The organism is Bradyrhizobium sp. (genome assembly GCF_050014615.1).
Taxonomy (GTDB): Bacteria; Pseudomonadota; Alphaproteobacteria; order Rhizobiales; family Xanthobacteraceae; genus Bradyrhizobium.
In genome coordinates, this window is sequence record NZ_JBEKCZ010000028.1 from 1 (window position 1) to 18247 (window position 18247).

At 63.6% G+C, this 18247-nt stretch carries 18 protein-coding genes; 7 read left to right on the forward strand and 11 right to left on the reverse strand.

Annotated elements, in window-relative coordinates; translation table 11 throughout:
* Window positions 1-281 precede the first annotated feature (281 nt).
* The 3 genes from aroC to fabI all read right to left on the reverse strand — a co-directional run bounded on the left by aroC (window position 282) and on the right by fabI (window position 3029).
* The gene (gene aroC, locus ABR948_RS06875) at window positions 282-1370 is read right to left on the reverse strand and encodes a chorismate synthase (protein WP_428114988.1); all 1089 of its coding nucleotides are present in this window, start codon (window positions 1368-1370) and stop codon (window positions 282-284) included.
* Window positions 1371-1587: 217 nt separating this feature from the next.
* Window positions 1588-2187, reverse strand: coding sequence for a histidine phosphatase family protein (locus ABR948_RS06880; protein WP_428114990.1), 600 nt, complete (start codon window positions 2185-2187; stop codon window positions 1588-1590).
* A gap of 11 nt (window positions 2188-2198) precedes the next feature.
* Window positions 2199-3029: an enoyl-ACP reductase FabI gene (fabI, locus tag ABR948_RS06885; protein WP_428114993.1), complete on the reverse strand. Its 831-nt coding sequence runs from the start codon at window positions 3027-3029 to the stop codon at window positions 2199-2201.
* A 281-nt stretch (window positions 3030-3310) separates the two neighbouring features.
* Here fabI and ABR948_RS06890 point away from each other — a divergent pair, with 281 nt between their 5' ends.
* The gene (locus ABR948_RS06890; RefSeq protein ID WP_428114995.1) at window positions 3311-3799 is read left to right on the forward strand and encodes an RNA polymerase sigma factor; all 489 of its coding nucleotides are present in this window, start codon (window positions 3311-3313) and stop codon (window positions 3797-3799) included.
* 124 nt (window positions 3800-3923) lie between these two features.
* Window positions 3924-4694 (forward strand): anti-sigma factor family protein, encoded by a 771-nt coding sequence (locus tag ABR948_RS06895; protein WP_428114997.1) that lies wholly within the window; start codon window positions 3924-3926, stop codon window positions 4692-4694.
* Window positions 4695-4917: 223 nt separating this feature from the next.
* Here ABR948_RS06895 and ABR948_RS06900 read toward each other — a convergent pair whose 3' ends face one another.
* Together ABR948_RS06900 and ABR948_RS06905 are read right to left on the reverse strand one after the other, a co-directional pair.
* Window positions 4918-5889, reverse strand: a complete 972-nt coding sequence (locus ABR948_RS06900) for a DnaJ C-terminal domain-containing protein (protein WP_428115000.1) — start codon at window positions 5887-5889, stop codon at window positions 4918-4920.
* A 136-nt stretch (window positions 5890-6025) separates the two neighbouring features.
* Window positions 6026-6436: an RT0821/Lpp0805 family surface protein gene (locus ABR948_RS06905; RefSeq protein ID WP_428115002.1), complete on the reverse strand. Its 411-nt coding sequence runs from the start codon at window positions 6434-6436 to the stop codon at window positions 6026-6028.
* Between the two features lie 120 nt (window positions 6437-6556).
* Between ABR948_RS06905 and pdxH the strand changes: the two genes are divergently transcribed.
* On the forward strand, window positions 6557-7198 hold the full coding sequence (gene pdxH / locus ABR948_RS06910; RefSeq protein ID WP_428115004.1) for a pyridoxamine 5'-phosphate oxidase: 642 nt from the start codon (window positions 6557-6559) through the stop codon (window positions 7196-7198).
* Between the two features lie 23 nt (window positions 7199-7221).
* A complete protein-coding gene (locus tag ABR948_RS06915; protein ID WP_428115006.1) occupies window positions 7222-7974 on the forward strand; it encodes an SDR family NAD(P)-dependent oxidoreductase in 753 nt (250 codons plus the stop codon).
* A gap of 157 nt (window positions 7975-8131) precedes the next feature.
* Here ABR948_RS06915 and ABR948_RS06920 read toward each other — a convergent pair whose 3' ends face one another.
* Window positions 8132-8347 carry a hypothetical protein gene (locus ABR948_RS06920; protein ID WP_428115010.1) on the reverse strand — a complete coding sequence of 72 codons (216 nt, stop codon included), beginning with the start codon at window positions 8345-8347 and terminating at the stop codon, window positions 8132-8134.
* A gap of 151 nt (window positions 8348-8498) precedes the next feature.
* Window positions 8499-9479, reverse strand: coding sequence for a magnesium transporter CorA family protein (locus tag ABR948_RS06925; protein ID WP_428115012.1), 981 nt, complete (start codon window positions 9477-9479; stop codon window positions 8499-8501).
* 343 nt (window positions 9480-9822) lie between these two features.
* Between ABR948_RS06925 and ABR948_RS06930 the strand changes: the two genes are divergently transcribed.
* Window positions 9823-10530, forward strand: coding sequence for a L,D-transpeptidase (locus tag ABR948_RS06930; protein ID WP_428115014.1), 708 nt, complete (start codon window positions 9823-9825; stop codon window positions 10528-10530).
* 58 nt (window positions 10531-10588) lie between these two features.
* Here ABR948_RS06930 and ABR948_RS06935 read toward each other — a convergent pair whose 3' ends face one another.
* Window positions 10589-11641, reverse strand: coding sequence for an extensin family protein (locus ABR948_RS06935; RefSeq protein ID WP_428115017.1), 1053 nt, complete (start codon window positions 11639-11641; stop codon window positions 10589-10591).
* 49 nt (window positions 11642-11690) lie between these two features.
* On the opposite strand from ABR948_RS06935, the gene ABR948_RS06940 reads away from it, so the two are divergent.
* A complete protein-coding gene (locus ABR948_RS06940; protein ID WP_428115019.1) occupies window positions 11691-13319 on the forward strand; it encodes a fatty-acid--CoA ligase in 1629 nt (542 codons plus the stop codon).
* Window positions 13320-13582: 263 nt separating this feature from the next.
* A complete protein-coding gene (locus ABR948_RS06945; RefSeq protein ID WP_428115021.1) occupies window positions 13583-14437 on the forward strand; it encodes a DUF1499 domain-containing protein in 855 nt (284 codons plus the stop codon).
* Window positions 14438-14540: 103 nt separating this feature from the next.
* Here the strand turns inward: ABR948_RS06945 and ABR948_RS06950 are convergent, their stop codons facing one another.
* The 3 genes from ABR948_RS06950 to ribB all read right to left on the reverse strand — a co-directional run bounded on the left by ABR948_RS06950 (window position 14541) and on the right by ribB (window position 18138).
* The gene (locus ABR948_RS06950) at window positions 14541-15467 is read right to left on the reverse strand and encodes an MBL fold metallo-hydrolase (protein ID WP_428115024.1); all 927 of its coding nucleotides are present in this window, start codon (window positions 15465-15467) and stop codon (window positions 14541-14543) included.
* A 126-nt stretch (window positions 15468-15593) separates the two neighbouring features.
* Window positions 15594-16808 (reverse strand): acyl-CoA dehydrogenase, encoded by a 1215-nt coding sequence (locus ABR948_RS06955; protein WP_428115026.1) that lies wholly within the window; start codon window positions 16806-16808, stop codon window positions 15594-15596.
* 253 nt (window positions 16809-17061) lie between these two features.
* Complete coding sequence (gene ribB, locus ABR948_RS06960; RefSeq protein WP_428115029.1) at window positions 17062-18138, reverse strand: 3,4-dihydroxy-2-butanone-4-phosphate synthase; 1077 nt, start codon at window positions 18136-18138, stop codon at window positions 17062-17064.
* Window positions 18139-18247 lie beyond the last annotated feature (109 nt).

Here is an 18247-nt window from a genome sequence, read left to right on the forward strand (position 1 = left end):
CAGAAGTTAGTCCCGGATATCGCTTCGCTCATCCGGGCTACGCTTGCTGGCGCTACATCACCCGATGTCGTCCCGGCGAACGCCGGGACCCATACGCCGCGGCCGCGCGTTCTTGATGATGTGGCAGTCGCCTTCCCTTGCAACAAACGCCGGTGGTTATGGGTCCCCTGCTTTCGCAGGGACGACACAGAGTGTGGTTCGGCACGGCGCTACAAGAAGTCGTCCACCGTCTCGGTAGTTCTAACGGCGGATGACGCTGACGCCAATCCACCCCGCAGCCGCTACCCGCCCACCTGCCCGCGGTGGCGCAAAAAATGATCGGCCAGCACGCAGGCCATCATGGCTTCGCCGACCGGCACGGCGCGGATGCCGACGCAGGGATCGTGGCGGCCCTTGGTCAGGATGTCGGTGTCGGCGCCCTTGCGATCGACGGTGCGGCGCGGCGACAGGATCGAGGACGTCGGTTTCACCGCAAAGCGCGCCACCACCGGCTGCCCGGTGGAGATGCCGCCCAGAATGCCGCCGGCATGGTTGGACAGGAAACTGACGCCCTGATTGCCCATCCGCATCTCGTCGGCGTTTTCCTCGCCGGATAGTTCGGCCGCGCCGAACCCTGATCCGATCTCGACGCCCTTGACCGCGTTGATGCTCATCAGCGCGGCAGCGAGTTCGCCGTCGAGCTTGGCATAGATCGGCGCGCCCAGTCCCGCCGGCACGCCTTCGGCTACAACCTCGATCACCGCGCCGATCGACGATCCCTTCTTGCGAATATTGTCGAGATAGGTTTCGAAGAACGCGGCCTGGTCCTTGTCCGGACAGAAGAACGGATTGCGCGCGATCTCGTCCCAGTCCCATTTGTCGCGATCGATCTTGTGCGGGCCCATCTGCACCAGCGCGCCGCGCACGGTGACGCCGGGCAGGATCTTGCGGGCGATGGCGCCGGCGGCGACCCTTGTCGCGGTCTCGCGCGCCGACGAACGCCCGCCGCCGCGATAATCACGCAGCCCATATTTGGCCTCATAGGTGAAGTCGGCATGGCCGGGACGAAACTTGTCCTTGATCTCGGAATAGTCCTTTGAGCGCTGGTCGGTGTTCTCGATCAGAAGCGCGATCGGCGTCCCCGTCGTGACCTGGACGCCGGTTTCCGGATGCGCCATCACGCCGGACAGGATCTTCACCGCGTCGGCTTCCTGGCGCTGGGTGGTGAAGCGCGACTGCCCGGGACGGCGGCGGTCGAGATCGTGCTGGATGTCCTCATTGGTCAGCGGCAGCAGCGGCGGGCAGCCATCGACCACGCAGCCGATCGCGATGCCGTGGCTTTCGCCAAAGGTCGTGACCCGAAACAGGTGGCCGAAGGTGTTGAAGGACATGGTGTGGTGCGTTCGTCCGTTTGCGTTGACAATTAACGTTCACGTCAATTGTCAACATAATCTGTCGTAACGCGGGGGGCTTGGCCGGTCAAACCTCTCAATTCGTCATGGCCGGGCTTGACCCGGCCATCCACGCCTTTCTGCGCTTGTAAAAGGACGTGGATGCCCGGGACAAGCCCGGGCATGACGACGGATAGAGCGCGCTACCCCTCCGAAGTTAACTATACTTCCTCAGCCCGCCATCGCCGAACACGTAGACGGCGCCCTGCTCGATGGTCAGGTCGGCGGCGCTGTCTGATGTCTCGACGCCGAGCGCCACCATCAGCGCCCGCGCGGTGCCGCCATGGGCCACCGCGACGGTGTCCGATGTGAGCTGGTTGTACCAGTCGCTCACCCTCGCCTGCACCGAAGCATAGCTCTCGCCATCCGGCGGCGGGATGGTCCATTTGTCGCTCAGCCGTGCGGCGAAAAGCTCGGGATCGGACGCCTGCATCTGCGCCAATGTCGCGCCTTCCCACCGGCCGTAGCCGATTTCGCGCAGCCGGGCGTCGACTGCGTAGCCGCCGGTCGGCAATTTCAGCACGCCGCGCACCAGTTCCATGGTCGAGCGCGCACGGCTGAGCGGACTTGCCACGAAGGTCAGCGACGACCGGTTGCGCCCATCGCGTGCAAACAGGTCGGTCAGAATGCCGCCGGCGTCCGCGGCCTGTCGGCGACCGAGATCGTTGAGCGGAATATCCTGCGAGCCCTGGAACCGGCCTTCCGCGTTCCACGCGGTTTCGCCGTGGCGAATATAGTAGATGACAGGCGCGGGCATCGTGACGTCGGCTATTCCTTGCCCGGGGAATTGCCGAGCGAAATATCCGGTGCCTCGGGGCGCTTCATGCCGACGACGTGGTAGCCGGCATCGACGTGATGCACCTCGCCGGTGACGCCGCGCGACATGTCCGACAGCAGGTACAGCGCGCTGTCGCCGACTTCCTCGACGGTAACATTGCGGCGCATCGGCGCGTTATATTCGTTCCATTTCAGAATGTAGCGGAAATCGCCGATGCCGGACGCCGCCAGCGTCTTGATCGGCCCCGCCGAAATCGCATTGACGCGGATATTTTTCTCACCGAGGTCGGCGGCGAGATAGCGCACGCTCGCCTCCAGCGCGGCTTTCGCGACCCCCATCACATTGTAATGCGGCATCCATTTCTCGGCGCCGTAATAGGTCAGCGTCAGGATCGAGCCGCCATCGGTCAGAAGCTTCTCGGCGCGCTGCGCGACCGCGGTCAGCGAGTAGCAGCTGATCAGCATCGTCTTGGAGAAATTATCCGCGGTGGTTTCGAGATAGCGGCCGTCGAGCTGGTCCTTGTCGGAGAACGCGATCGCATGCACCACGAAATCGATTTTGCCCCATTTCTGCTGCAGCACGTCGAACACCGCGTCGATGGTGGCGGGATCGGTGACGTCGCAATGCCCGAGCAGGATGGCGTCGATTTCCTTCGCCAGCGGTTCGACCCGCTTCTTCAGCGCGTCGCCCTGCCAGGTCAGGGCGATTTCCGCGCCCGCCGCGTGACAGGCCTTGGCGATACCCCAGGCGATCGAGCGGTTGTTGGCGACGCCGAGAATCACCCCGCGTTTGCCTTGCATCAGACCTGAATTTGGCGCCATCCGCTTTCCAATCGACCTTGATCTGGTATTCCGTATTCACAATTAGCAATATTTCGACACGCCACGAGAGAACTGCGAAACCACCGTACCGGTCTGGAGGTACACCAGCCCCCGCAGCCGGTACAGCCCCAATCCGCCCCCGCTTGGGGCTGTATGCGGCGCAACCCTGATGATCGGAATAGCCCCTTGGTGCCGGTGTTAGTTGTAGGAGGCGTTGAGGTGGCCAATGTTGAGGTGGCCAATAGTCAACGCCGGCCGGACTGAACCATGATCGAGTTTCAATGACCGCGTTTCGAGAAAGCGTCGAAGCCATGATTCCTGCGCTGCGCCGCTATGCGCGGGCGCTGACGCGCGATGCCGACGTCGCCGACGATCTGGTGCAGGACACGCTGGTGCGGGCGTTGCGTTCGGAACGGCTGTTTCTCGGCGGCGATGTGCGAAGCTGGCTCTACACCATCCTGACCAATCTCAACAAGAACCGGCGGCGATCGCTGGCGCGGCGGCCGCAATTCATGCCGCTGCTCGACAACAATCCCGACGCCAGCGGGACCGAGGCCGAAAGCCGCGACATCGCCCGCGCGCTGGCCACCCTGGTGGAGGAGCAGCGCGCGGTGCTGCTGCTGGTGATGCTGGAGGGATTGAGCTACCGCGAGGTCGCCGACATCCAGGGCGTGCCGATCGGGACCGTAATGTCACGGCTTGCGCGGGCCCGTGCGCATGTGAAAGCCTCGCTGGAGGGCGAACGCCCGGCGTTGCGACGGGTGAAGTGATGACCGGCATGGCGTACGCTGATGGTGGGGAAACGATAACGAGGAGACGGCCTATCTTGCTTTCACCGGCCAAGCGTGAAGGCAAGAACACCGGGATGATTTCGACCAAGAAGAGACAATGACAATGACCGATCCAACGATTCCCGTCACCGAAGACGAATTGCATGCCTTCGTCGACAACGAACTGCCGGCGGAACGCCGCGGCGATGTCGAGGCGTGGCTGGCGGCGCATCCTGAAGACGCCGGGCGGGTGCAATCCTGGCGCGCGATGGCGGAGGCGCTGCATGCGCGCTACGACTCCGTCGCCGACGAGGCGGTGCCGAAGCGGCTTGAGATCGAGCGCCTGGTGCGGCGGCCGCGCCATTGGATCTATGGCACGGTTGCCGCGGCGCTGGTGGCGTTTGTCTGCGGCGGCGGCGTCGGCTGGCTGGCGCGGGGCGTGGCGGCTTCGCCGTCGGCGTTCCAGAACCTGACATTGGATGCGCTGGATGCGCATCGGCTTTATGTCGTCGAGGTTCGCCATCCGGTCGAGGTGCCGGGAAACGAACGCGCGCATCTGCAGCTCTGGCTGACCAAGCGCTGCGGCTGGGACGTCCGTGCGCCGGAACTGGACGGGACCGGGCTGAAGCTGGTCGGAGGGCGGCTGTTGCCCGGCCCGACCGGACCGGCATCCTTTCTGATGTATGAGAGCGCCTCGGGCGAGCGCTTCACGCTCTATACTTCGCGCGCGCAGACCGGCACCGCGCAGATGCGCTACACCGCCGCCGAGAATTCGGGCGCGATGTATTGGTCGGAAGACGGGGTCGGCTATGTGCTGAGCGGCCCGGTTGACAAGGACCGGCTCAATCAGGTCGCGCGGCTGGTCTACGACCAGACCGAGAAGAACGGCGGGTGACGGGCGCACCGATCGGTAGCCACCGCTCGGCGTCCCAATTCCGACATCAAGAATCTGGAATCAAGACATCGGCGCGTCTCAAAATCGCACCGGGTGCTCGCGCGAAAATGCAAAGCGTTCGATCCGCCGATCGACGCAAGCGGCCTCGATCGGGTTTTACCGCGCTGGTCCCCGGTCGAGGCTGCACCTTTTCGGCGGCGCGATGCAATCCCGCTCGAAAACGCTATAGATCGCTGCGCGGATTATAGGGGTGTCCGTCGCGCCACTTCTGCATCAACGCCTCGAGCTCGGCATCGTTCCCGTCCGGCAGCATGATCCGGGTGGTGACGAACAAATCACCGCTGCCGCCGGGCTTCGGCAGGCCCTTGCCCTTGAGCCGAAAGGTCCGGCCGGTTGAGGTATTTTTCGGGATCGACAGCTCGACCGCGCTGCCGAGCGTCGGCACCCGGATCTTGCCGCCGAGCACGGCCTCATACAGCGTGATCGGCAGATCGACGCGCAGGTCGCTGCCGTCGACCTTGAAGAAGGCATGCGGCGCGATGCTGACCGTGATCAGGAGATCGCCGGGCGGGTGACCGGCCGCGGTCTCGCCCTGCCCCTTCAGCCGGATCTGCTGGCCGGCGGTGACGCCGGCGGGAATCTTGACATTGAGCTCCTTGCCGGTCGGCAGCCGGACGCGTTTCTCCGCGCCCTGGACCGCCTCCTCCAGCGACACCGTCATGGCGACGCTGAGATCGAGATCGAGCGCGATCGAACCAGGGTCGAACTCAAAAGTGCCGCCCGCGCCAGGCCGCGCGCCGCGCGCCGCAGCACCGCCGAACATGCTGTTGAGGATGTCCTCGAAACCGCCGCCACCGCCAAAGCCGCCCGCGCCGGCGCCGCCGGTACGGAAGCTGTGGCTCTGGAAGCCGCCGCCGGGCGAGGCCCCGCGCGCACGCGGGTCGCCGCCACCAGGATAACCCTGGAAGCGCGGCTTGCCCTCGGCGTCGATCTCGCCGCGGTCAAACTGCTTGCGCTTGTCCTCGTCGCCGATGATCTCGTTGGCCGAGTTCAGTTCGGAAAAGCGCGCTGCGGATTTCGGATCGTTCTTGTTGGCATCGGGGTGATGTTTCTTGGCAAGCTTGCGATAGGCACTCTTGATCGCCGCAGCAGTGGCGCCCCGCGGCACCCCCAAGACCTCATAGGGGTCGCGCATCCGTTACGTCTCCTTCAGGGAAAGCAGATTTCAAACTTCGGGTCTCTCGACCCAGCGTCTTTCAACTCAGTGTCTTTCAACTCAGTCTTGGGTTCATCTGGGGTGTTCGTGGCATTTTTGCAACGGGCACCCCCCTTTAGCTCTGTCTCCACGGCTTCAAGGTGTGGATTTCCCATCGGCCCTGGCTGGACTGGCAGGCCGCGCCCTGCAGCCAGCTTTCCGACCGGCCATTGACATAACTTGCCAGAAAATCCCGGCAGGTGTGGCCGTCCTGGGAATAGGCCTGGGCCAGTGGCGTCACCGAGCCGCGGGCGCCGGTCTCCGGGTTTTCCCATGGCTGGCTGGAATCCTTGTCGCCCTTGGTCAGCACGTCGGAGGCGGCATTGCGCGCAAAGGCAAGATCGGTCTCGGTCGGGGCCGGCGCGCTGGCCTGGAACGCGCCGATCGAGCCGGTCAGATCGTTGTCGCCCATTTTGGCGAAAGCGCCGTCGGTGCGGGACATGCTGCAGCCCCCGGTACCTACGCCGATCAGAATCAGTGTCAGCATGGCGCCGGCCGGCCCGATCGCCGATAGGCCAACGCGTCCCCATGCCCTATATAGAAAGAGCCTATATGGGGGCTGCAACACGCTCTGGGCCGCGGGCGGGCGCAACTCGGAACTCCCTGGATGACGGACACGACCTCCATCAAACACCCGACACCCTTAACATCCGGTGATTTCACCGCGGCCGAGGAGCCGTTTGCGCTGTTCGGCGACTGGTTCGCCGAAGCGGCGAAGGCCGAACCCAACGATCCCAACGCCATGTCGCTGGCCACGGTCGACGCCGACGGCCTGCCTGACGTGCGGATGGTGCTGATGAAGGGCTATGACACCAAGGGCTTCGTGTTCTACAGCCATATTGCGAGCCAGAAGGGCCGCGAACTCGCCGACAACCCCAAAGCGGCCTTGCTGTTTCACTGGAAATCGCTGCGCCGGCAGGTGCGGATCCGCGGCAATGTGTCACCGGTTACCGAGGCCGAGGCCGACGCCTATTTTGCGACCCGGCCGAAGCAGGCCCAGATCGGCGCCTGGGCCAGCAAGCAGTCGCAGCCGCTGGAAAGCCGTTTTGCCTTCGAGCAGGCGATCGCCAAGGTCGCCGCCAGGCACATCATCGGCGACGTACCGCGCCCGCCCGGCTGGAGCGGCTGGCGCATCGCCCCATTGCGGATCGAATTCTGGCATGACCGCCCGTTCCGCCTGCACGATCGCATCGAATTCCGCCGCGCCACGCCGGATCAGCCATGGTCCAGGACGCGGCTATATCCCTGATGACCCGAGCCTGAAGGACCGCCATGCCGAATTCCTCCAACGCGCCACGGCGCACCCTGCTGCTGACGGGAGCCAGCCGCGGCATCGGCCATGCGACCGTGATCCGCTTTTCCTCGGCCGGCTGGCGCGTCATCACCTGTTCGCGCCATCCGTTCCCCGAGGAATGCCCGTGGGGTGCCGGACCCGAGGATCACATCCAGGTCGACCTCGCCGATCATGCCGACACCACGCGGGCGATTTCGGAAATTCGCGAGCGGCTGGAGGGCGGCGAGCTGCATGCGCTGGTCAACAATGCCGCGATCTCGCCGAAGGCCGCCGGCGGCGGACGGCTCGGCTCGGTCGATACCGACATCGACACCTGGAGCCATGTGTTCCGGGTCAATTTCTTTGCGCCGATCATGATGGCGCGTGGGCTGATCGAGGAATTGAAAGCCGCCAAGGGCTCGGTGGTCAACGTCACCTCGATCGCGGGCTCCCGCGTGCACCCGTTCGCGGGCGCGGCCTACGCCACCTCGAAGGCGGCGCTGGCCTCATTGACCCGCGAGATGGCATCGGATTTCGGCCGCATCGGGGTGCGCGTCAATTCGATCGCGCCTGGCGAGATCGACACCTCGATCCTGTCGCCGGGCACCGAGAAAATCGTCGAACAGCAGATCCCGCTGCATCGCCTCGGCACCCCCGATGAAGTCGCCAAGATCATCTATGTGCTGTGCACCGAGACCAGTTCCTACGTCAACGGCGCCGAGATCCACATCAACGGCGGCCAGCACGTGTAAACGCTCAACTCGTCATTCCCCGATGCGCAATTGAGCATCTGAGGACGCGAGTGAGACGAGCGAACCCAGAATCCAGAGGTTGTTCGCGAGATTCCCCGATGCGCAATGGCGCATCTGAGGTTCGCGCTATCGCGCGCCCCGGAATGACGCAGCCCAATCAATCCGCGCGGAACTTGCGCGGGCCGCCGCGCAGGTCGTGCGTCACGATATTGAAGGTACTGGAACATTCATCTTCGTTCTCGCCTTCCGACAGCGCCGCGCCGCAATGCCGACAGGTCCGCGCCGACATAGCCAGTACGGCGGCGTTGCGGCCCTGTTGATAGCGGGCGAAATCGATGACGTTGCGCCCCTGCATTATGACTTTCTCAACCATTGCTGTCCTCTTGAGCAGAGACAGCGTTATCGCAGAAAGCCGTCGCATAAACGTTCAGCGCAATGCTCAAATTTTAGCGGAGCAATTGAGGCAGTGGTCGATGGACGCGCCATCGTTTTCTTAACCTTTGTCTGCGGATAGCGAGCGCTCGCTACAACCACTTCTTCCATTTGAACAGGAAATAAGGAAGTACCGCGGCGGCCACCATCATCAGCACCGCGAGGGGATAGCCGTGTTCCCATTCGAGTTCCGGCATGACCTTGAAATTCATGCCGTAGATCGAGGCGATCAGGGTCGGCGGCATCAGCACCACCGCCATCACCGAAAACAGTTTGATGATATTGTTCTGCTCGAGATTGACGACGCCGAGCATCGCATCCAGCACGAAGGTGATCTTGTTGGAGAGGTAGGAGGCGTGGTCGGTCAGCGACGCGACGTCGCGCTGCATGGTCTTGAGCTGCGCCCGCATCTCCTTCGACCATTTGACGCTGTCGGCCTCGGCGGTGATGAAGGTGACGAGGCGGCCGATCGAAACCAGGCTCTCGCGCACCTTGGAGGTCAAATCGCCTTTACGTCCGATCGTGATCAGGATTTCGGAATAGCGTTTGGCGTGGCCGGTGCGCGCGGCGCCCTCGGGCTCGAAGATGGCGTGGCTGACCGCGTCGACATCGGCGCCGGCCCGCTCCAGAATGTCGGCGCAGCGGTCGATCACCGCATCGAGCAGTTCCATCAACACGCCCTCGCCATTGATGCCGGGAGCGGCGGCGCGGGCCAGCTTGTTCTCCACCAGCGCGAACGGTTTCGGGATGTCATAGCGCACCGTCACCAGGCGGTGGCCGGACAGGATGAAGGTTACCGGCGTGATCCGCGGCGATTCCGTGTCGGCCGCGCACATCAGGCTGGCGGTCATGTAGCGCGCGCCGTTCTCGATATAGAGCCGGCTGGAAATCTCGATTTCCTGCATGTCCTCGCGGGTCGGCACGGCGATCCCGGCCAGTCCTTCCACCGCATGATCCTCGGCCGCGGTCGGCTTGACCATATCGATCCAGACCGCGCTTTCGGGCAGCGCGGCGAGGTCGACGGAGACCGCCTTCTTCAGGGAGGATTCGGAGGGGATGAACACCGAGAACATGGGGGAACTCCGGAACTGGACGGGCCAAACCACCCAACAGGACTTAGCTCGATTCTGGCAAGCGCTTCATGACGGCGACCTGCCCCCGCCCCCACCCAGGATTTGCGGCGACGCGATGGCGCTGGGGTGGCGGCGAATAGACCTCCAGGCCCGACTGCCCAAAAATGAGACGAAACCGCGGGGACTTGAGGCAAAAAAGACACAGCCAGGGTCCCGCAGCGCGGGACAGGCATCCAGGCACTGGAATTATTCCCAATCTAGGCGATAATGCTATTAATGGAATCGTCGCCTTTAGGGCCCAATATGGGCGCCGCGATCGCAAGACTTTCGATTGGAAGCCACCATGTCGTCGCTGAAGCTAACACTGGGCGTTCTGGCCGCCGGCCTGATGTTGTCGGGCTGCATGGAAACCGCCAGCTACGAGGCGACCAATACCAGTAATTTCAAGCCGCACGACAAGGAATTGCTGGCGAAGATTCGTTACGAGAATGTGGCGATCCCGGAAGCTTACCGTCGCGCCATCGTCGATTATCATCGCAAGGAAGCGCCCGGTTCGATCGTGGTCGATTCCGACAACCACTATCTCTATCTCGTGCAGAACGACGGCAAGGCCATCCGCTACGGCATCACCGTCGGCGAGGAAGCCATGGCGTGGTCGGGCATCGCCAAGGTCGGCAGCATGACCGAGTGGCCGCCCTGGCATCCGACCAAGAGTGAAATCGAGCGTCTCGGCGTTCCCACCTTCGTGGCGCCGGGTCCCGACAATCCGATGGGTTCGCGCGCGCTCTATCTTTATTCGGGCGGCAAGGACACCTTGTTCCGGATTCACGGCACCAACCAGCCGGAATATATCGGCCAGTCGATCTCGTCCGGTTGCATCCGAATGACGAACGAAGACGTGATCGATCTGTATAACCGGGTGAAAATGGGCACCATCGTGGTGGTGCTGGAGCCGCATCATGGCGACTCCCCGTTTAATTCCAGCTCGAAGATGGCGTCGCAAAACGATGGCAGTTTCGGCACCAATATCGGCGGCGCAAGGGTGCAGTAGCCGCATCGGCTGACACCGTCGACGATATCCAAAGCGCCGGTTTACCGGCGCTTTTCTTTTATTGACGCTTTTTCGTTGTCGGCTTGTTCGTCGGCGGCTGGGCGTCGGCATCCGGCTCGGCCGGATCTGGGGCAGCATCCGGTTTGGCGGCGTCGGATTTGGCGGCTTCGCGCTGCGGCGCCTGGTCCGGACGCTCGGCCGGCAGCAGCGGCGCGATCAGCGGCAGCGGGTCCCACACATTCCACTGACAGATCTTGTAGTCGTTATGCCGTCCCATCAGGTCGAGATGGATATGGTCTTCGTGATACCAGTCCGAGCCGGGCCCCAGCACGGTGGAAAACCGCGCGCATACCGAATGCAGCACGTTCTCGCGCAGCTCGCGCGACACCGTGCGATCGGTCAGCGAAATCGACCGGCTGTTGGCGAGCTTGAAGGAGCGAACGTCGAGCGCGTTGGCGCGGCCGTGTTCGGACAAGGGAGCGCCGACGACGCGGTTACGCCCGCGGCATTCGAACGAGTCGAAATTGTCGAGATCGGTGACGGTGCTGCCGAGACTTGCCGCTAGCGGCGCGATGTCGGTGCGGACCCAGTCCGCGATCGCCGACGCCATGGCGCAGCGCAGGATCGCCGCGGGTTTGACCTGCACCAAATGCCCGTCCGGCAGCACCACAGCCTCCAGCCGCACCAGATCCTCGCCGCCGCAGCCGCCGGCGCCATGGATGTCGGGAATGCTGGGAGCGATCGCGATCGCCTCCGACAGCGCCACCCGGCAGGCCGAGAGCTGGGGTGCCGGCGCGACCCGCTCGGCCGGCCGGTCCGCCTCGACGGGGGCCGGTTTTCCATCCACGGGCGTGTCCGCCTCGATCGCCGGCGCCTCCGCCGGACGCGGCTTCGGCAACGGCACCGTGCGCGCGGTCCGGCGCGGCTTCGGCCGGCTCTCCCCGAACAGGCCGCTCCAGGGATCTCGCGCGGCCTGGCGCGCCGCCGCCGCTGATACGGCTGGCCCGCACAGCATCAGCACCACGGCCGCAGCGGTAACCATTCCCGCTGCGCTGCAGCGCAAGCCGCCACAAGGCCATTTGCGGCGTGCCTTCTCCGCGCTAAAGTTCATGCCAATTCCGTGAAGACCTGCGGCAAACGATAACAGGAGGAACGTCCGTATGCTCGGTTTGATGCAAGACTGGCCTTTGCTTTGTCACCGGATTATCGAGCACGCCGCAGCGTTCCATGGCACGCAGGAGATCGTCACGCGCTCGGTCGAGGGCCCCATCCACCGCACCAATTACGCCCAAATCCGCGATCGCGCATTGAAGGTTTCGCAGCGCCTCGATCGCGACGGCATCAAGCTCGGCGACCGCGTCGCCACCATCGCGTGGAACACCTGGCGCCATCTTGAAGCCTGGTACGGCATCATGGGCATCGGCGCGATCTGCCATACCGTCAATCCGCGGCTGTTTCCCGATCAGATCGCCTGGATCGTCAACCATGCGCAAGACCGTGTGCTGATGACGGATATCACCTTTGTGCCGATGCTGGAAAAAATCGCCGACAAGCTTCCCAGCGTGGAACGCTACATCGTGTTCACCGACAAGGCGCATATGCCGCAGACCACGCTGAAGAACGCGGTCGCCTATGAGGACTGGATCGCGGAGGCGGATGGCAATTTCAAGTGGAAGACCTTTGACGAAAATACCGCGGCCGCGATGTGCTACACGTCGGGCACGACCGGCGATCCCAAGGGCGTGCTGTATTCGCATCGTTCCAACGTGCTGCACGCGCTGATGGCCAATAGCGGCGATTCGCTGGGCGCCAATGCCGCCGACACCATGCTGCCGGTGGTTCCCCTGTTCCATGCCAACAGCTGGGGCATCGCGTTCTCCGCGCCCTCGATGGGCACCAAGCTGGTGCTGCCCGGCGCCAAGCTCGACGGCGCGTCGGTATTCGAGCTATTGGAAACCGAGAAGGTGACACATACCGCCGGGGTGCCGACGGTGTGGCTGATGCTTCTCAACCACATGGCCGCCAACAATTTGAAACTGCCGCATCTGCGCATGGTGGTGTGCGGCGGCTCGGCGATGCCGCGGTCGATGATCAAGGCCTTCGTCGACAGCGGCGTGCAGGTGCGCCACGCCTGGGGCATGACCGAGATGAGCCCGATCGGCACCCTGGCCGCGCTCAAGCCGCCCTTCGCTGAGCTGACCGGCGAGGCTCGGCTCGATATTCTGCAGACCCAGGGTTACCCGCCGTTCGGCGTCCAGATGAAAATCACCGACGATGCCGGCAAGGAGCTGCCGTGGGACGGCAAGACGTTCGGCCGGCTGAAAGTCGCTGGCCCGGCGGTCTCGAAGGCCTATTTCCGCGTCGATACCAACATTCTCGACGCCGACGGCTATTTCGACACCGGCGACGTCGCCACCATCGACCAGTACGGCTACATGCGGATCACCGACCGTTCCAAGGATGTGATCAAATCCGGCGGCGAATGGATTTCGTCGATCGATCTGGAAAATCTCGCGGTCGGACATCCCGCGGTCGCGGAAGCCGCCGTGATCGGCATCCACCATCCGAAATGGGACGAGCGTCCGCTCTTGATCGTGCAGCTCAAGCAGGGCCAGAGCGCCACGCGCGAGGACATCCTCAAATACATGGATGGCAAGATCGCCAAATGGTGGATGCCGGATGACATCGTGTTCGTCGACGGCATTCCGCACACCGCGACCGGAAAGATCCTGAAAACCGCGCTGCGCGACCAGTTCAAGGCCTACCGTTTCCCGAACGCGGCGGCTTGAGGAATTAGTTAGCCGTCGTGGCCGGGCCGTAGCCGTCCGAAGGACGGCGTCGCTTCCGCTCGCCTATGCCCGGCCATCCCCGTCTTGACTTCATGGGACACGAAGACGTGGATGCCCGGGACAAGCCCGGGCATGACGGTGAGGGATCGCCGGCCCCGGCACTCCACCCTTGAATTTGCCGCAGGTCCGTGGTCTCAAACGGGCCAGTCTAATGACCCGGCGCATTACGCCCGGCCAAGTTCCAACCCGGCAGAATTGAAGCGATGGCCCGCAGGTTTTCCGCTCCCTATCAATCGGAGCCCGTGTCGAGTCTCGCGTCCTGGGCGCGCAATCTCGCGGTGTTCTCGGTGGTTGCGGTGCTGGTCTCGATCCTCATCGTCCGCTTCGGCTTTCTCGAGATGAAACCGGCGCTGGCGACCTTCTTCGGCGCGCTGGCCTGCGCCGGCCTTTCGATCCTGGTCGGCCTCGCCGCCTTTGTCGCGATCTGGCAAAACGGATCGCGCGGCATGAGCCGCATCCTGCTGGCGTTCCTGATCGACGCGGTGGTGCTCGCCTATCCCGCCTATCTCGGCCTGCAATATCGCAAACTGCCGGCGATCCACGACATCACCACCGATCCGATCGATCCGCCGCGCTTCGAAGCGCTGGCGCGGCTGCGCAGCGGCGACGGCGCCAACACCGCCGTCTATGCCGGGCTGTATTCCGCCGAGCAGCAGCGGCTCGCCTATCCCGATATCGAGACCGTCGAACTCGAGGTCCCGGTGCAGCGGGCCTATGAGATCACGCTGCAGCTGGTCAACAAGCGCAAATGGCTTGTGATCGACGAACGGCCGCCACAGCCGCCGCGCCGCATCGGCCGCATCGAGGCGGTGGCGCGCACCCCGATCATGGGATTTCGCGAAGACGTATCGATCCGCGTCACCGCCGATGGCGAGGATTCCCGCGTCGATATCCGCTCGTCGTCGCGCTATTTCGAGAGCGATCTCGGCAGCAACGCCGCACGCGTGATGAAGCTGATCGACGACATCAACAATGCGGCCGATAACGCCAACCTCAAGCCGGTGAAGAAACCGCAACTCCCGGTGAAACCGCCGCCGCCGAAGGTGGTGAAGAAGTGACGTCTTCGTCATTCCGGGGCGTGCGAAGCACGAACCCGGAATCTCGCGCCACAATTTCTGGATTCCGGGTCTGCGCCTGACGGCGCATCCTGGAATGACAGCCCTAACCCGCCGCCGCCAGCCGGTAGGTCCCGCCGATCACCGGATCGCCATCGGTCCTGACGATCCCGCGCGCCACCAGATCTTCCAGATGGGCCAGCACGGAATAACCGGCGGCGTTCAACAGCCGCGGGTCGATGCCGATATAGATCGCGCGCACGATGGTGGGAATATCGGCTTCGCCTTTCGCCAGACGGTGCAGGATCGATGCCTCGCGGGCCTGCCGGTGCCGGATCAGGAAGCGCACATAGCGCGGACCTTCGGGGATTTCCGGGCCATGGCCCGAGAAATACAGATCCTCGTCGCGCTGCGTCAGTCGTTCCAGCGAGGCCATGTAGTCGATCATCGATCCGTCCGGCGGCGCCACGATCGAGGTCGACCAGCCCATCACGTGATCGCCGACGAAATTGATCTTCCGCTCCGGCCAGGCGAACGCCAGATGATTGGCGGTATGGCCCGGCGTCGCCACCGCCTCAAGTTTCCAGCCGGCGCCCTCGATCACCTCGCCATCGCGAACGCTGACATCGGGCCGAAAGTCGCGGTCGGCGCCGGATTCCGGATTGTGCTTCTCGCTCTCGAAGCGCGGCCGCGACGCCCGGTGCGGACCCTCGGCATAGACAGTGGCGCCGGTGGCGACCTTGATCCGCGCGGTATTCGGCGAGTGGTCGCGGTGGGTGTGGGTGACCAGAATATGCGTCACGGTCTCGCCACGCACGGCATCCAGCAACGCCGTGGCGTGGGCCTCATTGTCGGGACCGGGATCGATGATCGCGACCTTGCCCTGGCCGACGATGTAACTCACCGTTCCCGTGAAGGTGAAAGGGCTCGGATTGTTGCAAAGGATCCGCCGCACGCCAGGGCGAACTTCTTCGACGATTCCCGGCTTGAGCGGAAAGTCGCGGTTGAACGGGACGTCGTCATTGTCGGCCATGGGATTTGCTCTGACGTCATTCCGGGATGGCCCGAAGGGCCAGACCCGGAATCTCGATGAGATGGATGATGTAGCTCGAGATTCCGGGTTCGCGCCTTTGGCGCGCCCCGGAATGACGACCCAAACTTACGAAAACGCCTGGATGCCGGTGATGGCGCGGCCGAGGATCAAAGCGTGGACGTCGTGGGTACCTTCATAGGTATTCACGGTTTCCAGGTTCGCGGTGTGGCGCATCACGTGATATTCGATCTGGATGCCATTGCCGCCATGCATGTCGCGTGACATGCGCGCGATATCGAGCGCCTTGCCGCAATTGTTGCGCTTGACGATCGAGATCATCTCCGGCGCCATCTTGCCTTCGTCCATCAAGCGGCCGACCCGCAACGAGGCCTGCAGGCCAAGCGCGATGTCGGTCTGCATGTCCGCGAGCTTTTTCTGCACCAGTTGCGTCGCCGCCAGCGGGCGATTGAACTGCTTGCGGTCGAGCGTGTATTGCCGCGCGCGCGCCATGCAGTCTTCCGCGGCGCCCATCGCGCCCCAGGAAATGCCGTAGCGGGCGCGGTTGAGGCAGCCGAACGGCCCCTTGAGGCCGGAGACGTTGGGCAGCAGCGCGCTTTCGGGCACTTCCACACCTTCCATCACGATTTCGCCGGTGACCGACGCCCGCAGCGACAGCTTGCCGCCGATCTTGGGCGCCGAGAGGCCCTTCATGCCCTTTTCAAGGATGAAGCCGCGGATCTGGTTGTTATGTTCCGCCGATTTCGCCCACACCACGAACACGTCGGCGATCGGCGCGTTGGAAATCCACATTTTGGTGCCGGTCAGCCGATAGCCGTCGGAGGTCTTCTCGGCGCGGGTCTTCATGCCGCCGGGATCGGAGCCGGCATCGGGCTCGGTCAGGCCGAAGCAGCCGACCCATTCGCCGGTGGCAAGCTTGGGCAGATATTTCTTGCGCTGGTTCTCGTCGCCATAGGCATAGATCGGGTGCATCACCAGCGACGACTGCACCGAATTCATCGAACGATAGCCGGAATCGACGCGCTCGATCTCCCGCGCCACCAGGCCATAGGCGACATAGCTGGCATTGGCGCAGCCATATTCCTCCGGCAGCGTGATGCCGATCAGGCCAAGTTCGCCCATCTCGTTGAAAATCTCGCGATCGGTCTTTTCCTCGAGGTAGGCCTTGGTGATGCGCGGCAGCAGCTTGTCCTGCGCGTAGGCCCGCGCGGTGTCGCGGATCATGCGCTCGTCTTCGGTCAACTGCTCGTCGAGCATGAACGGATCATCCCACTGGAAATTCACCGGGGATGGCTTGTCCTTGGTCTGAGGGCGCACGCTCATGAAAATTCCTTTCGCAACTTGTCCTGCAGATTTGTTTCACAAGTTAAAGCGCTATGGGCAGAAGTGCAATTCCTCGATTTTGTCATTCCGGGGCGCGCCAACCGAACTTGGGTTTACCCGAGTTCGGCAAATATTATTTTTCCAAGTCGGCAACAGCCGACTTGGAGGGCGCGAACCTCAGATATGCGGTTGCATATCGGGGAATCTCGAGATTCCGGGTCTGGTCCTTCGGACCATCCCGGAATGACAACGCCTATCCTTCGAGCAGTTCGTTGGAGACGATCTCGATGCCGAAACCGGACAATCCCTTGTAGTCATGCACCGACGACGTCAAATGACGGATCGAGGTGACGCCGAGATCGCGCAGGATCTGCGCGCCGACGCCGACCTCGCGCCATTGCCGGTTGCGGTCGGCCTCAGCGGATTTCTCCTCCGGCAACGGCGCCACGGGAACGCCGGCAGCACCGTCGCGCAGGTAAACCAGCACACCGCTGCCGGCCTTCTTGAAATGTTCGAGCACGGCCTGCATGCGCTTTGGCCCGGTGAACATGTCCCGGACGATATTGGGCTTGTGGAACCGGGTCAGCACGTTCTTGCCGTCACCGACGCCGTTATAGACGAACGCCACATGCGCGATGGGGTCGAACGGCGAACGATAGGCATAGCCCTGCAACGGCCCGATCGGGCTTTCGGTGGTGAAGGTCGAGACCCGCTCGATCAGCTTTTCCCGCGCCTGGCGGTAGGCGATCATGTCGGCGATGGTGACATGCTTGAGCTTGTGGGCCCGGGCGAACCGCGCCACCTGCTCGCCCTTCATGACCGTGCCGTCGTCGTTCATCAGTTCGCTGATGACGCCGATCGGCGGCAGGCCACTGAGCTTGCAAAGATCGACCGCCGCCTCGGTATGGCCCGAGCGCAGCAGCACGCCACCGTCCCGCGCAATCAGCGGAAACACGTGTCCGGGCCGCGCGAAATCGCTGGCGCCGACATTCGGATTGGCCAGCGCGCGACAGCAGGACGCGCGTTCGTCCGCCGAAATCCCGGTGCCGCCATCGGGCTTGTAGTCGATCGAGACCGTGAAGGCGGTGGTGTGGTTGGATTCATTGTGCGCCACCATCGGGTCGAGCCGCAGCCGGCGCGCATCTTCGGTCGTGATCGGCGCGCAGACAATGCCCGAGGTGTGGCGGATGATAAATGCCATCTTGTCGGCGGTGCAAAGCGACGCAGCGACGATCAGATCGCCCTCGCCTTCGCGGTCGTCATCATCGGTGACGACAACGAGTTCGCCGCGGGCGAAGGCATGCAGAACTTCCTGGATCGGATCGGCCATTCAAAGGGTCTCACATTGTACGGGCGAGCATTAGCCGGACTCGCAGGCCCGCGCCAGCTTCATTACGCAGGGCAGAACGGCTCCGGCGGCGTGGCGATCCGGTAGCGAC